At 64.0% G+C, this 13,933-nt stretch carries 13 protein-coding genes; 4 read left to right on the top strand and 9 right to left on the bottom strand.

The window, feature by feature from the left end:
• Positions 1-142: 142 nt before the first annotated feature.
• Positions 143-2,788: an aminopeptidase N gene (gene pepN / locus FJ471_RS25970; RefSeq protein WP_140807583.1), complete on the bottom strand. Its 2,646-nt coding sequence runs from the start codon at positions 2,786-2,788 to the stop codon at positions 143-145.
• A gap of 203 nt (positions 2,789-2,991) precedes the next feature.
• Here pepN and FJ471_RS25965 point away from each other — a divergent pair, with 203 nt between their 5' ends.
• Positions 2,992-3,939, top strand: a complete 948-nt coding sequence (locus tag FJ471_RS25965; protein ID WP_140807582.1) for a DMT family transporter — start codon at positions 2,992-2,994, stop codon at positions 3,937-3,939.
• Between the two features lie 400 nt (positions 3,940-4,339).
• Here FJ471_RS25965 and FJ471_RS25960 read toward each other — a convergent pair whose 3' ends face one another.
• From FJ471_RS25960 to FJ471_RS25950, 3 genes are all read right to left on the bottom strand, one after another.
• The gene (locus FJ471_RS25960; RefSeq protein ID WP_140807581.1) at positions 4,340-5,146 is read right to left on the bottom strand and encodes a helix-turn-helix transcriptional regulator; all 807 of its coding nucleotides are present in this window, start codon (positions 5,144-5,146) and stop codon (positions 4,340-4,342) included.
• A 98-nt stretch (positions 5,147-5,244) separates the two neighbouring features.
• On the bottom strand, positions 5,245-6,201 hold the full coding sequence (locus FJ471_RS25955) for a uracil-DNA glycosylase (protein ID WP_140807580.1): 957 nt from the start codon (positions 6,199-6,201) through the stop codon (positions 5,245-5,247).
• A 68-nt stretch (positions 6,202-6,269) separates the two neighbouring features.
• Positions 6,270-6,908 carry a hypothetical protein gene (locus tag FJ471_RS25950; RefSeq protein ID WP_140807579.1) on the bottom strand — a complete coding sequence of 213 codons (639 nt, stop codon included), beginning with the start codon at positions 6,906-6,908 and terminating at the stop codon, positions 6,270-6,272.
• Between the two features lie 252 nt (positions 6,909-7,160).
• On the opposite strand from FJ471_RS25950, the gene FJ471_RS25945 reads away from it, so the two are divergent.
• Entirely contained in the window at positions 7,161-8,840 is a 1,680-nt protein-coding gene (locus FJ471_RS25945) for an electron transfer flavoprotein-ubiquinone oxidoreductase (protein WP_140807578.1), read from the top strand.
• Positions 8,841-8,983: 143 nt separating this feature from the next.
• Complete coding sequence (locus FJ471_RS25940; protein WP_140807577.1) at positions 8,984-9,586, top strand: DUF922 domain-containing protein; 603 nt, start codon at positions 8,984-8,986, stop codon at positions 9,584-9,586.
• A 32-nt stretch (positions 9,587-9,618) separates the two neighbouring features.
• Here the strand turns inward: FJ471_RS25940 and FJ471_RS25935 are convergent, their stop codons facing one another.
• From FJ471_RS25935 to FJ471_RS25920, 5 genes are all read right to left on the bottom strand, one after another.
• Positions 9,619-10,656, bottom strand: a complete 1,038-nt coding sequence (locus FJ471_RS25935) for an endonuclease/exonuclease/phosphatase family protein (protein ID WP_246684835.1) — start codon at positions 10,654-10,656, stop codon at positions 9,619-9,621.
• Between the two features lie 180 nt (positions 10,657-10,836).
• Positions 10,837-12,294, bottom strand: coding sequence for an AMP nucleosidase (locus FJ471_RS25930; protein WP_246684836.1), 1,458 nt, complete (start codon positions 12,292-12,294; stop codon positions 10,837-10,839).
• Between the two features lie 272 nt (positions 12,295-12,566).
• Entirely contained in the window at positions 12,567-12,761 is a 195-nt protein-coding gene (locus tag FJ471_RS25925; RefSeq protein WP_140807575.1) for a hypothetical protein, read from the bottom strand.
• A gap of 66 nt (positions 12,762-12,827) precedes the next feature.
• Complete coding sequence (locus tag FJ471_RS35595) at positions 12,828-12,962, bottom strand: hypothetical protein (RefSeq protein ID WP_263498299.1); 135 nt, start codon at positions 12,960-12,962, stop codon at positions 12,828-12,830.
• Between the two features lie 197 nt (positions 12,963-13,159).
• Positions 13,160-13,501 (bottom strand): DUF2147 domain-containing protein, encoded by a 342-nt coding sequence (locus tag FJ471_RS25920; protein ID WP_140807574.1) that lies wholly within the window; start codon positions 13,499-13,501, stop codon positions 13,160-13,162.
• 26 nt (positions 13,502-13,527) lie between these two features.
• Between FJ471_RS25920 and FJ471_RS25915 the strand changes: the two genes are divergently transcribed.
• Positions 13,528-13,815 (top strand): hypothetical protein, encoded by a 288-nt coding sequence (locus FJ471_RS25915; protein WP_140807573.1) that lies wholly within the window; start codon positions 13,528-13,530, stop codon positions 13,813-13,815.
• Positions 13,816-13,933 lie beyond the last annotated feature (118 nt).

Here is a 13,933-nt window from a genome sequence, read left to right as displayed (position 1 = left end):
TTGTGGGAGAAGGTGGCCGCGAAGCGGCCGGATGAGGGGTGCTCCAGGGAAAACCAGCGCCTCACTCCGCTGGAACACCCCTCATCCGTCTCGGCGCTATGCGCCGATCCACCTTCTCCCACAAGGGGAGAAGGAAAGAGCGCTACGCCAGCGTCCGCTCCACGATATCGCGCAAATCGGCCGACAGGTTCTCAACCTTCGCCATATCGAGCAGCGCCTGCTTGGCCTTGGCCTGCCGTCCGGGCTCCAGCGCGCGCCAGGACCGTAGCGCGGTCGCCAGCCTTGCCGCCACTTGCGGGTTGCGCTTTTCTACCTCCAGCACCGTCTCGGCGAAGAAACGGTAGCCTTCGCCGTCGGCGCGGTGGAATCCGGTCTGGTTGGCGCTGGAGAAGGTGCCGATCAGCGAACGCACGCGGTTCGGGTTAGCGATCGAGAAGGCCGGATGCCGCATGAGCTCGCGCACCTTCTCGACCGTGTTCGCGCCCGGCACGCCGGCCTGGATCTGGAACCATTTGTCGAGCACCAGCGCGTCGCCGCGATAGCGGGCCTCGAAGGCGGCCAGCGCCTCTTTGGCCTCGGCCGTGCCTGAATGGCGATGCGCCAGCACGGCGAGCGCAGCGGCGCGGTCGGTCATGTTGGTGGCGGCATCGAAGTGCCGCGCGGCGAGGGCGGCGCCGCCCGGCAGCAGCGACAGATAGTCGAGCAGGATATTGCGTAGCGCGCGCCGTCCTGCGCTCGCCGCGTCCGGGCTGAACGGACCCTTGTCGGCAAGCCTTTCGTAGAGCGCCTCGAAGGCCTCGCGGTTTGCCTCGCCGATCGTCCGCGCCAGCGCCTCGCGCGCGGCGAAGATGGCGTCTGGGTCGATGCCCTTGCCGATGTCGCGGGCAATGTCGGCTTCGCCGGGCAGCGACAGCGCCAGCGCCCGGTAGGCCGGCTCCAGCGTCTCGTCGCCGGCGATCCTGCCGGCGAGTTCGGCGAGCTTTGCCGTGAAGGCCGGCTGCTTGCCGCCGAGAAGCTGGCGGAAGGCAGCGATCAGCGCGTCGGTCAAAAGCGTGTTGAACGCCTGCCAGCGTGAGAAGGCGTCGCTGTCATGCGCCGCCAGGAAGAACTGGTCTTCCGGTTTCTGCTGCACCGAAAGCGTGATCGGCGCCGAGAAACCGCGGTTGAGCGACACCGAAGGCCGTTCCGAAACGCCCGAAAAATGCACCGTGTGCCGGCGCTTGCGGATATGGATGACGCCGTCATCCACAGTTGCGCCCTCGACGGCCGTCCAGGTGACGGGCTTGCCGCCGGCGCCGACGAGCCCGAACGCAAGGGGAATATGCATCAGCCGCTTGCGGCTTTCCGACGGCGTCGGCGGCACCGACTGCTCGATCTCCAGCGTGAACTCCCTGGCCGCCGCGTTGTGCGTGGAGCTCACCGTTAGGTTCGGCGTGCCGGCCTGGTGATACCAGAGCGCGAATTGCGCCAGGTCGCGGCCCGAGACGTCCTCGAACACTTTGAGGAAATCCTCGATCGTCGCCGCCTCGCCGTCGTGCCGCTCGAAATAGAGATCCATGCCGGCGCGGAAAGTCTCCGGCCCGAGGATGGTGCGGATCATGCGCACCACTTCCGAGCCCTTCTCGTAGACGGTCGCCGTGTAGAAGTTGTTGATCTCGCGGTAACGGCGCGGCCTGACCGGATGCGCCAGCGGTCCCTGGTCTTCCGGGAACTGATGCGCGCGCAGCGTGCGCACTTCGGCGATGCGCTTCACCGCCCGCGAGCGCTGGTCGGCGGAGAATTCGTGGTCGCGGTAAACGGTCAGGCCTTCCTTCAGGCAGAGCTGGAACCAGTCGCGGCAAGTGATTCTGTTGCCAGTCCAATTGTGGAAATACTCGTGCGCGATGATCGCCTCGATATTGGCGAAGTCGGCATCTGTCGCGGTCTCCTCGTCGGCCAGCACATACTTGTCGTTGAAGACGTTGAGGCCCTTATTCTCCATCGCCCCCATGTTGAAGTCGGACACGGCGACGATGTTGAAGACGTAGAGGTCGTATTCGCGGCCGAAGGCTTCTTCGTCCCATTTCATCGAGCGTTTCAGCGCATCCATCGCATAGCCGGCAAGCCGCTCCTTGCCGGGCTCGACATAGATGCCGAGCTCGACCTCGCGGCCGGACATGGTGGTGAAGCTGCCCGCCACCTTACCGAGCGCGCCCGCCACCAGCGCGAAGAGGTAGGAAGGTTTGGGGAAGGGGTCGTGCCACACCGTGTAGTGCCGGCCATTGGCGAGGGCGCCGCGTTCGACGGGATTGCCGTTGGAGAGCAGCAACGGCGCATCGTTGTGCGGAGCCTCGATGCGCACGGTGTAGACCGACAGGATGTCGGGCCGGTCGAGGAAATAGGTGATCCGGCGAAAGCCTTCGGCCTCGCATTGCGTGCAATAGACGTTGCTGGAGCGGTAGAGGCCCATCAGCGCCTCGTTGCGCGAAGGCGCGATCTCGGTCTCCAGGCGAAGCTCGAAGCGCTGTGCCACCGGCGGCTTCAGGATCGTCAGCCGGTCCGGCGTCGCCTCATAGTCGCCGGCTGGGAGGGCCTGCCCATCGATGGCGAGGCCAAGCAGCGTCAACCCGTCGCCGTCGAGCACCAGCGGCGCCGAGGCGACAACGCCCTCGCGCCGTTCGATGGTAAGCAGCGCGGTGACATGGGTCGCGTCCGGCGACAGGCGGAAGTCCAGGCTGGTCGCGGGGATGAGATAGTCGCTGGGGCGATAGTCTTCGAGCTTGAAGACATGGCCGGTATCTGTGCGCATTCCTTCGGCTTTTCCTGTCGGTTTCGGGCGGAAAACCAGCCTGGCTGGTCCGAGATTTTTGAGGTGCGTGCTCTTTACACGAAACGGCCACGCGACAAAACTGCGGGATAGGATGTGTTTCGCAATTCCGGTTACACACTTTTCCTGGAATTGCTCTTGGGCTATTTGGCGGCTTCGTTTTCAGACCGTCCTTACGAGGCAAGATGACCGTCGATCATGCCGTCGGCCACAACACGCTGCGCGGCATCACGCTGAAGATCGTCTCGGTGACGGTCTTCGTCGGCATGCAGACCTGCATCAAGGCGGCCGGCGACGTGCCCGCCGGGCAGATCGTCTTCTTCCGCTCTTTCTTCGCGATCTTCCCGATCATTGCGTTCCTCGCCTTCAAGGGAGAGCTCGCCACGGCATTCACGACGAAGCGGCCGTTCAATCACATCGCGCGCGGCCTGGTCGGCGTCGGCGCCATGGGGCTCGGCTTCTTCGCGCTGACCCGGTTGCCGCTGCCGGAGGCGATCACGCTGAACTACGCCCAGCCGCTGCTGGTCGTCGTGTTCTCCTCGATCTTCCTCGGCGAGACGATCCGTGTCTATCGCTGGAGCGCGGTTGCGGTCGGCCTTGCCGGCGTGCTGATCATCTCCTGGCCCGAACTGACGCTGCTCAATTCCGACGAAGGCCTTGACGACCAGGAGGTGCTGGGCGTCATGGCCGCGCTGATCGCCGCTGCGATCTCAGCCGTCGCCATGCTTCTGGTGCGCAATCTCGTGCAGACGGAGAAGACGGCGACCATCGTGCTATGGTTCTCCTCGACGGCTTCGGTGCTGTCGCTCTTCACGCTGCCCTTCGGCTGGCAGGTGCTGACGCCGATGCAGGCAGCGCTGCTTGTCGTCGCGGGCTTCTGCGGCGGACTCGGCCAGATCCTGATGACGGCAGCCTATCGCCATGCCGAGGCCTCGGTCGTGGCGCCGTTCGAATACACCTCGATGATACTCGGCGTCGTGGTCGGCTATTTCGTGTTCGGCGACGTGACATCGCTGAACACGCTGATCGGCGGGATGATCGTGGTAGCCGCCGGTATCTTCATAATATGGCGCGAACGGCAACTCGGGCTGGAGCGCACGCGCATCAGGAAGGCGGCGCCGCCGCAGGGGTGATCTGTTCTGTTGGCCTCCCGCGGCGAGAGGTATGAATCTTAACGGCAATGACAGCGAAGGCTGATGCTCCGATATGAGCTGCAATCTGGCAAGCGTTACCATGCATTTATACGCATGGTTCGCATTTGGATCATGGGCTACGGCCGCGATATCCATGGCAGTGGTGTCAATCAAAGGGCCTCGCGATGAGGGCTCGGACTTTGCCAGGATGAGGAGCGGCGCCTTTCTCCTCAGGGCAATGACCACGATCGCGGGGCGAATATTCAAATACGGCGTTCTCGGATTTCTCACAGCTTGGGTTTTGGGAATTCCGTTGCTTGCTGCGGGCCACATCCTCGGACCGGATTTCTTCAAGGCATGCGGAATTGATTTCTGAGAAGCTGCCGACGACTAGGAATCTTTACCCGCCTCGCTCTTTCGCCAGCCGCACCAGCACCGTGCGCGTCTGCTCGTCGGCGGGAAAGAAAGACTCGATCGCCAGTTCCGACAGCGTGACATCGAGCGGCGTGCCGAACACGGTGATCGTGCTGATGAAGGACAGCACCTGATCGCCATGCGCCAGCCTGAGCGGATGCACTATACCGTTCGGCTCAATCGGCACCGGCCGTGCGCTCTTCATGCCCGACGGATAACCGCGCAGCTCCCGCTCCAGATCGATCAGCACCGGATCGCCGGTAGCATCGTTCTGCTGCTTCAGCCGCTCCAGCAGATGCGCGCGCCATTCCACTAGGTTGACGATGCGCGGCGCCACGCCGCCCGGATGAAGGCTGAGCCGCAGCACGTTGACCGGCGGCTGCAGCAGCGACGCCTCCGTTACGTCGGCCAGGAAGGGGCCGATCGCCGCGTTTGCCGTGACGAGGTTCCAGTGCCGGTCGACCGCCAGTGCCGGGAAGGGCTCATGACCCTTGAGCACCGTCTCCACCGCGGCAACCGCCGGCGCCAGCGCGGCGTCGGTCAGCGATCGCTCGCTGAAGCTCGGCGCGAAGCCCGCTGCGAGCAGCAGCTGGTTGCGCTGCCTCAGCGGAATGGAAAGCTGTTCGGCGAGATGCAGCACCATCTCGCGCGACGGCTGCGCGCGCCCGCTCTCGACGAAGGAGAGATGCCGCTGTGAGATCTCGGCCTCCATGGCGAGGTCGAGCTGGCTCATGCGGCGACGGGTACGCCATTCGCGGATCAGGCTGCCCGCGGAGGTTGGGGATGTGGTCATGGGGGAATGACTAAGGTCGCCAGGGGCGCAATTCAATTACCTTGGAGGTTATTGGCGAAGGCGCCGGTGTCGGCTGATCTCCCCCACAACGGAGGAGATCAGCTAGTCGCCAAACTCGGCAGCTTCGCCTTCACCTCCAGAAAATCCCGCCAGGCCAGTTTCTTGTGCACCGGCGTGCGCAGGAGATAGGCCGGGTGGAGCGTCGGCATCGCCGGAATAGCAATGCCCGACGCCGTCGTGTGCACCCGCCAGTTACCGCGCAGCCTGAGAATGCCTTCCGTTGTGTTGAGCAGCGTCTTGGCCGACGGGCCGCCGAGATTGACCAGCACCTTGGGATTGACCAGCTCGATCTGCCTTTCGATGAAGGGCCGGCAGATTTCGGTCTCGTGCGGCGTCGGCGTGCGGTTGCCCGGCGGCCGCCAGGGAATGACGTTGGCGATATAGGCCGAGTTGCGGTCGAGGCCGATCGCCGCCAGCATGCGGTCGAGCAGCCGGCCGGAGCGGCCGACGAAAGGCAGGCCTTCGAGGTCCTCGTCGCGGCCCGGCGCCTCGCCGACCAGCATCAGGTCGGCGTTCGGGTTGCCATCGGCGAAGACCAGGTTCTTGGCGGTGAATTTGAGATTGCAGCCATCGAAGGCGGCCATGTGCTGGCGCAGCTCGTCGAGCGTCGTCGCGCGCGCTGCAAGCTGGCGCGCGGCGGCAGCCTGCGCCTCGTCGGGAACGGCGGCGGCCGCCGGCACCCGCGCGGGTGCGTCCGGAATGTTGCTCGCATCGATGCCGGATGGCGGCGCTGGCGGGTTGGGCCTCTCGGCGCGTTCGGGAGCCTGCTCGGGTGCCGGGCGGCTCTCTTCGCGGTGCGGCGCGGCCACCACGCGCTCGGCGGGACTGCGCCCGGCAGGACCGCGCTCGGCAGGCCTGCGTTCCGCCGACCTCGCCGCCGCTTCGGCAAACCGATTGATCGGGGCGTCTTCAAGTGCCTCGTCGACGCCGGCGCTGGCATAGAAGGCGAGCAGCTCGGCGATCTCGGCGGGTGTGCTGGGGGAGGCGGTAGTCATGGCGCCACCATCGTCCGCGCGGCGCCGATTTGCAAGTTGCCAGGTCCGCCTTGGATACCGGCCGTACTTCACCCGGTGGGTATGCGCGGATCCTGCACGATGTAAAATGTCCAGCGCGGTGTGTAGTCGGTGATCAGGAAATCGAAGGTCGCCGTCTTCAGCGGGTCGACCTTGCCGTTCTTGAACAGCAATTGATCATACGGTTCGAACCGCCGGTCGAAATCGGCGAAATTGCTCGACCAGATGTTGTCGGGTGTCTTGTTGCGCTGGTCGAAGGAAAGGCCGTCGCCGAACACGCTTGGCTGGTCGAGGATCTCCTGCAGCTCGAACTGGAACTCCACCCAGGGCAGCGCGCTGTTGTTCAGCACGTCGATGCGCATATACATCACGCCATTGGCGACTTCGCCGGCCTTGCCGAAGGGTTCGATCGGCTTGGTCGCGCGGATGGTCAGCGTCACCGGTGTCGCCGTGTTCAGCTCTTCCTTGATGACCAACGGGTCTTCCTTGGTACCGATGCCGGACACGGCGGTGATACGGAAGCCACCCAGCTCGTCGGAGAAGGAATAGGCGCCGGTCGCCCAGACCTTCACCGGGTCGGCCTCCGCCGGCAGGGTCAAAAAGAGGAGCGGAAGAACCGCGCGCCAGGCCAGGCCGGGCGTGAAGAGTAAGCGCTTCGATGGAAAGCCGGGCGGCTCTAGACTGCGCATGGCGTGAAGTATTGCCGATAACCAAGCCGTCGAACAATTAAAAACATGCGGGCGCGGCCTGGCCTGCCAACCGATTGGCGCTGGCCTATGCTTGGCTTGAGCCGTGCCATCGCCCGTTTGGCATGCAAGACCCGCGACTTTTTGTCGAAATCGGTGTTGTCACGTCAGCGCCGGTTTCGCGTCGCGAATTGATGCGCTATGCAGCGCGTGAGCCAGCAGAATGCGAAAACATGGCGAGCCAGTGAGGGGCCGATGAGCGAAATCGAACGCGAGAGCATGGAATTCGACGTGGTGATCGTCGGCGCGGGTCCCGCCGGCCTCGCCGCGGCGATCCGTCTGAAGCAGCTCAACCCCGAGCTTTCCGTCGTCGTGCTGGAGAAGGGTGGCGAGGTCGGCGCGCACATCCTTTCCGGTGCCGTCGTCGATCCGATCGGCATCGACCGGCTGCTGCCTGGCTGGCGCGAGGAGGGCGATCATCCATTCAAGACGCCGGTCACGGCGGATCATTTCCTGGTGCTGGGGCCGGCCGGCTCGTTCCGCCTGCCCAACTTCCTGATGCCGCCGCTGATGAACAATCACGGCAATTACATCGTCTCGCTCGGCAATGTCTGCCGCTGGCTGGCGACCAAGGCCGAGGCGCTGGGCGTCGAGATCTATCCGGGCTTCGCCGCCGCAAGCCTCGTCTACAACGACGCCGGCGCCGTCACCGGCGTCATCACCGGCGACATGGGCGTCGAGAAGGATGGCTCGCATGGCCCGGCCTACGCGCCTGGCATGGCGCTGATGGGCAAATATGTGCTGATCGGCGAGGGCGCGCGGGGTTCCTTGGCCAAGCAACTCATCGCCAAGTACCAGCTTGCCGATGGCCGCGAGCCGGGCAAGTTCGGCATCGGCCTCAAGGAGCTCTGGCAGGTCAAGCCCGAGAACCACAAGCCGGGTCTCGTGCAGCATTCCTTCGGCTGGCCGCTCGACATGAAGACCGGTGGCGGCTCGTTCCTCTACCATCTCGAGGACAACCAGGTGGCGGTCGGCTTCGTCGTCCACCTGAACTACAAGAACCCCTATCTTTCGCCCTTCGAGGAGTTCCAGCGCTTCAAGACCCATCCGGCGATCGCCGGCACCTTCGAGGGCGCCAAGCGCATCGGCTATGGCGCGCGCGCCATCACAGAAGGCGGCTGGCAGTCCGTGCCGAAGCTTTCCTTCCCGGGCGGCGTGCTGGTGGGTTGCGCTGCAGGCTTCGTCAACGTGCCGCGCATCAAGGGTTCGCACAATGCGGTGCTCTCCGGCATGCTGGCGGCCGAGCATGTGGCCGAGGCGATCGCCGGCGGCCGTGCCAATGACGAGCTTGCTTCCTACGAAGACGCCTGGCGCGGCACCGACATCGGCAAGGACCTGAAGAAGGTGCGCAACGTCAAGCCGCTCTGGTCGCGCTTCGGCACCATCGTCGGCGTCGGCATTGGCGGTCTCGATATGTGGCTGAACACGCTGTTCGGCTTCTCGCCCTTCGGCACCATGAAGCATGGCAAGGCCGACTATGCGGCGCTCGAGCCGGCCTCCAAGCATCAGAAGATCGCCTATCCGAAGCCGGATGGCGTGCTGACCTTCGACCGGCTTTCCTCGGTATTCCTCTCCAACACCAACCATGAGGAAAACGAGCCGACCCACCTGATCGTCGGCGACATGGTGCTGCAGCAGCGTTCCGAGCACGACGTCTTTGCCGGTCCATCGACCCGCTACTGCCCGGCCGGCGTCTACGAATGGGTGGACAAGGACGGCAACGCCGCCGCCGACCCATCGGCCAAGGACGTGCGTTTCGTCATCAACGCGCAGAACTGCGTGCACTGCAAGACCTGCGACATCAAGGATCCGAACCAGAACATCAACTGGGTGCCGCCGCAAGGTGGTGAGGGACCAGTCTATCAGGGCATGTGATCCGGCCGCCGGCCGGGCACCTCGACCGCCGTTCGGCAACCATCCCGCGGTTCCGACCGGCCCGTTAACGGCGTTCAAGCGCTCAAGCTTGAAATTGCGCCCGGCTTATAGTTCCCTTCCCTGCGGATAGGGAGCAAATGGCCATGCGCCTGACGGTTCTTACATGCCTCGTCATGCTCGGCGGCCTGTGCGGCATCGCCCCAGAGGCCCTGGCCGGCACCAAGGTGCTGGTCACGACGCGCAGCTATGACATCGCCGGCACGACGGGCGCTGGGCTGGTCGAAGCGATGGACCGCAAAGGGCCCAAGCACGGCTTCATGACTCGCGCCATCGCCGACACCAGCTACGTCGTGAACTGGAACCTGGACGTGGATCGCGCCGACGGCGTCTGTCGATTGCGGAGCGCCGGCGGAACGATGGAACTCACCTACACTTTTCCTCGCCTTGCTTCGCCGCCGACATCCAGGCTCGAGCGGCGCTGGCGGCGCTTCCTTGCCGGCGTCCACGCTCACGAGCACCACCACGGCCGCATCGCCAAGGCCATGATGCGCGCCACCGATAAGTCTATTGCCGGCCTTGAGCTGGCCGACAACTGGTTCTGCACCGCCACCCATCGCGAGGCCAGGCGCCGGATCGACGCCGTCTACGCGCAATATGAAGCCAAACAGAACGCCTTCGACGCGCGCGAGCATCGCGACGGCGGCCACGTCGACCGGCTGGTCAATGCGTTGATAGGCAAGAACTGAACTCCAGCCAGTTTGCCTGCCAGGCGGGAGCGTCAGCCTCGCGGCTTGTCCGGCGCGTCATTCGCCGCCAGCGCCGATTTATGCTCGTCCTCAGGCGCGTTGCTGTCGGTCGGCAGCGTGAATTCGACCAGCACCGGCAGATGATCGGAGCCGGTATCCTCCATCCGGGCCGACGACAGGATCGTCACCCGGCCCTTGCTGAATACCTGGTCGATCGGCAGGCCTGCATAGCGGCGCAGGAAATCGGGCAGCGTGCGGTGGATCCAGGTCGGGCCGGCCGACGGCATCAGCGTCATGCCGCTGAGCCGCGCCATCCGCCGCACCGCCGCGCTCCATGGCACGGCGTTGCAGTCGCCGGCCATGATGGCGGTCTCGCCGAGCCCGGCAAGCGGCTCCGCCAGCTCGCCGATCTGCCAGTACTGCTCCTTCGGCCACGGCCAGCTCAGATGGATCGCGGCGACGTTGACCGGAACGCCGTTGAAATCGATCGTGGCGGTCGCCATCGCCCCGCGCGGCTCGCAGCGTGGCGCGGTGCCTGCGGCGAAGGGACGGCGCGAGAGAAGCGCGACGCCGAATATGCCGTTGGGATAGTCGCAAAGGATGCGATAGGGGTAGGCGCCCGCAATATAGCCGAGCTCCTTCGCCCACATGCCGGACACTTCGTCGAGCGTGATGACGTCGGGATTGGTCCGGCCGATCAGCGACAGCACTTTCTTCGGCGTCGGGTTGTTGAAGCGCAGGTTCATCTGCAGCAGGCTGTAGGTGATCCGGTCGGCGGGCTTTGCGATCGCCTGCTGCGTCGACAATCTGGGCAGCGCGCTCGTCGTCGTGGCGAAGCAGGCGATGGCGAAGATCAGTGCCGCAACCGCCTGCAGCCGGTAGGGACCGGCAAGCAGCGCCAGCGCGAGCAAGGCCGCAAGCAGGCTCAGATGCATGCGGAAATGCGAGAAGGAATCGAGAGCCGGATGCAGCGTGCCGAAGAACCCGGCCAGCAGCGCGGCCGAACATGCCATCATCGCCAGGAATGTCAGTTGAGCCACCATGCCCAAGCGCGCACCGCCCGTTGTCATTTGCTCCGACCGCCCAGGGCATTTCACCGTTTCATGAAAAACGCCGAAATACCCTTTCTCTTGTTCTGACGGAAAACCGCTTCGCACTTTTCCTGAAATTGCTCCAGGTCAACCGTTCGGACCGCTTATCGGCCAAATTGGGGCCCAAGCAAGACGACCGATTGCCTCGCTGGCGCGCGGCTACTGGAACGCCGTCTCCGAAAAGCTTCTGAGCTTGCGCGAATGCAGCCGCTCCATCGGCATCTCGGCCAGCTTCTCCATCGCCCTGATGCCGATGGTGAGATGCTGCGCCACCTGCCGCTTGTAGAACTCGGTCGCCATGCCGGGCAGCTTCAATTCGCCGTGCAGCGGCTTGTCGGAGACGCACAAAAGCGTCCCGTAGGGCACGCGGAAGCGGAAGCCGTTGGCGGCGATGGTGGCCGATTCCATGTCGAGCGCGATGGCGCGCGACTGCGACAGGCGCTGCACCGGTCCGCGCTGGTCGCGCAGTTCCCAGTTTCGGTTGTCGATGGTGGCGACGGTGCCCGTGCGCATGATGCGCTTGAGGTCGTAGCCGGAAAGGCCGGTGACTTCGGCGACCGCTTCCTGCAGCGCCACCTGGATTTCCGCCAGCGGCGGGATCGGCACCCAGACCGGCAGGTCGTCGTCCAGCACATGGTCCTCGCGCACATAGGCATGCGCCAGCACATAGTCGCCCAGCGCCTGTGTGTTGCGCAGGCCCGCGCAATGGCCGAGCATGACCCAGGCATGCGGCCTCAGCACCGCGATATGGTCGGTGATCGTCTTGGCGTTGGAAGGGCCGACGCCGATATTGACCATGGTGATGCCGCCATGGCCGGGTTTCTTCAGGTGATAGGCCGGCATCTGCGGCAGGCGCTGCGGCGGCGTGCCTTCCGGAACCGTTGCCCCGTTCTGGGTCACGACATTGCCGGGTTCCACGAATTCGACATAGCCGCTGTCGCCGGCGGCCATCAATTCGCGGGCCCGCGCGACGAACTCGTCGATGTAGAACTGGTAGTTGGTGAACAGCACGAAATTCTGGAAATGCTGCGGGCTGGTCGCCGTGTAATGCGTCATGCGGTGCAGCGAATAGTCGATGCGTTGCGCGGTGAACGGCGCCAAAGGCCTTGGCTCGCCAAACGCCACCTCGAACGTGCCGTTGGCGATCTGGTCGTCGGTGCCGTCGAGATCCGGCACGTCGAACAGGTCCCGGATCGGCCGCTTGATGCGCTCGGCGGCCGCGCCGTCGACATAGGTGCCTTCGAGGAAGGCGAAATGCAGCGGGATCGGCGTGGTCGACTCCGACACGGTTACCTGCACGCCGTGATTGCGCATGATGAGCCGAAGCTGCTCGACGAGATAATTCTCGAACAGTTGTGGCTGGGTGATCGTGGTCGCGAAATGGCCGGGCGTCGGCATATGGCCATAGGCCTGGCGCGAGTCGACCTGGCTGAACGAGGTCGTGGTGACGCCGATCTGTGGATAGAAGGCCCGGTAGCGCTTGCTCTCATCGCCTCCCGCGGCAAGCGCGGCGAAGGAATCGCGCAGGAATTTGGTGTTGCGGTCGTAGAGCGCCTGCAGCGCCGCGACGGCCTTTTTGGCGTCGTGGAAGCTCTGCTTGCCGAAGGGCTCCGGCATGACGACCGATTCGATGGCTTGGGGGTAGATTCGCTTTTCCATGGCTCAATATAGAGATTTGGAAGAGCGGTTGGGAGGGGTCGGCGGGGGGAACGGCAATCCAAGTCGAGATTTTTTGTCGCTCAGATTCAAGGTGAGTTGAGATTCAGGTCAGGCCGAGTCGAAAATGGTGGCTCCCGAGAACCGGAGCGGAGCGTACTTGAAGTACGTGAGCACAGGAAGCGCAGGAAGCCGCCGTTTGCAGGCCGGCATCACCTGAATATCGGCATACCTTACCCGCGCTGCAGGCTGATCAGCAACACAAAGCCCACGCTGGTGTTCTTGTGCGCCGGCGCCTCGATCGTGTTGCCCGTATTGGCGCGCATCATCGGCACCGCCAGCACCGGGGCGGCGAGCAGCATCAGGATGAGCGTCGCCCGCGGCAGCAGCTTGAGGATATTCGTTGCGGTGGCGGTGATGCGGTTCATTTTGGTGGTGTCCCGAAATTCAGCTTGGTTGCTTCTTGGCTTTGTCGTTTCAGCGCTTCACTTGGTTCACGGCGCCGGAAATGAAGCCGTCGGCCGTTCCCACGAGCGGGTCGAATGGCCGGCCTCCGCCACCAGGATGGCGAAGAACATGCCGAACAGGCTCATCAGCAGGCAGACGATGGTGAAGCGACGGGCAAGCATTTCTCTCTCCTTCAATGCGGGAGAGAATGCCGGAATGCCTCTGAACCGGTTCTGAGACCGGTATTCATCTGCGGTTCAAATTGATTGACGAGAGTTTGAACGGGCGCCGGTGCCACAGCGCGGTCCGGGGGAGCGCTGCCGCTCCAAAAACAAACGGGGCCGCTTTGGCCCCGTTTGGACGATCCGGAATGTGGCGATCAGAGCTTGTGCCAGGTCTGGCTCTTGCAGATCAGGCCGCCGAGCACGCAACCGCTCATCTTGAGCGTGGTGCCTGTAAGGGTCGCCTTGCCGGAATAGGTCTTGTCATTCGCCGGGTCGGTGATGTTGCCGGCATATTTGTTGTCGCCGGCCGCCTTCAGCGAGCCGATCGTCTTGCCGGCATATTTGCCGGTCTTGAGCGTGATGGAAAACGAGCCGCCGCCGCCGATCGTCGCCGTCTCGCCGGATTGCGTCTTCCAACTGCCTTCGATCGGGTCGGCCCAGGCGGCACCCGCCATGATCAAGGTGGCCGCCAGGGCCAGGCTCATCTTTCGAAACATCTTGTCCTCCTCCCTATGGGGTTGCGGTGGGCTCCGATCCGCCCGTCTGCCCCTTACGCAAAGGTAAAGCTAATCCAGCTCCCGCCAAAACAAAAGCGGTGCCGCCAGGGAAGGTTGCAAGGATTTTCGCCACTCGTGCGGCTGAAAATAAACGCGACTGGAAAAACGCTTCGGTTTCCGTGGTTAGCGAAGTCTTGATTCCGCTCGCGGCAATTTTCATCGAATTTGATGCAAAAGGGCTGAAACGCTGGATTCCCATGCTTAACGGTTTTTCGCGTTTACCTCTTGTTTTAGCTTTGTTTTCCTCAAATTAAGCACGCCATTTAACGACGGATTCAAGGCCAGCCGTCATCCTCGAAAGCATCGAAAGAGCGGCTCGCCCCGAGGGACACCGGGGGAAAAGGAGGCAGCTCTCGGGAGCCAGACAGGGGA

Origin of the sequence: Mesorhizobium sp. B2-7-1, from assembly GCF_006440735.1 — a bacterium.
Taxonomy (GTDB): domain Bacteria; phylum Pseudomonadota; class Alphaproteobacteria; order Rhizobiales; family Rhizobiaceae; genus Mesorhizobium.
Note: the sequence above shows the minus strand (reverse complement) of the source record. Positions and strands in the feature narration are given on the sequence as shown.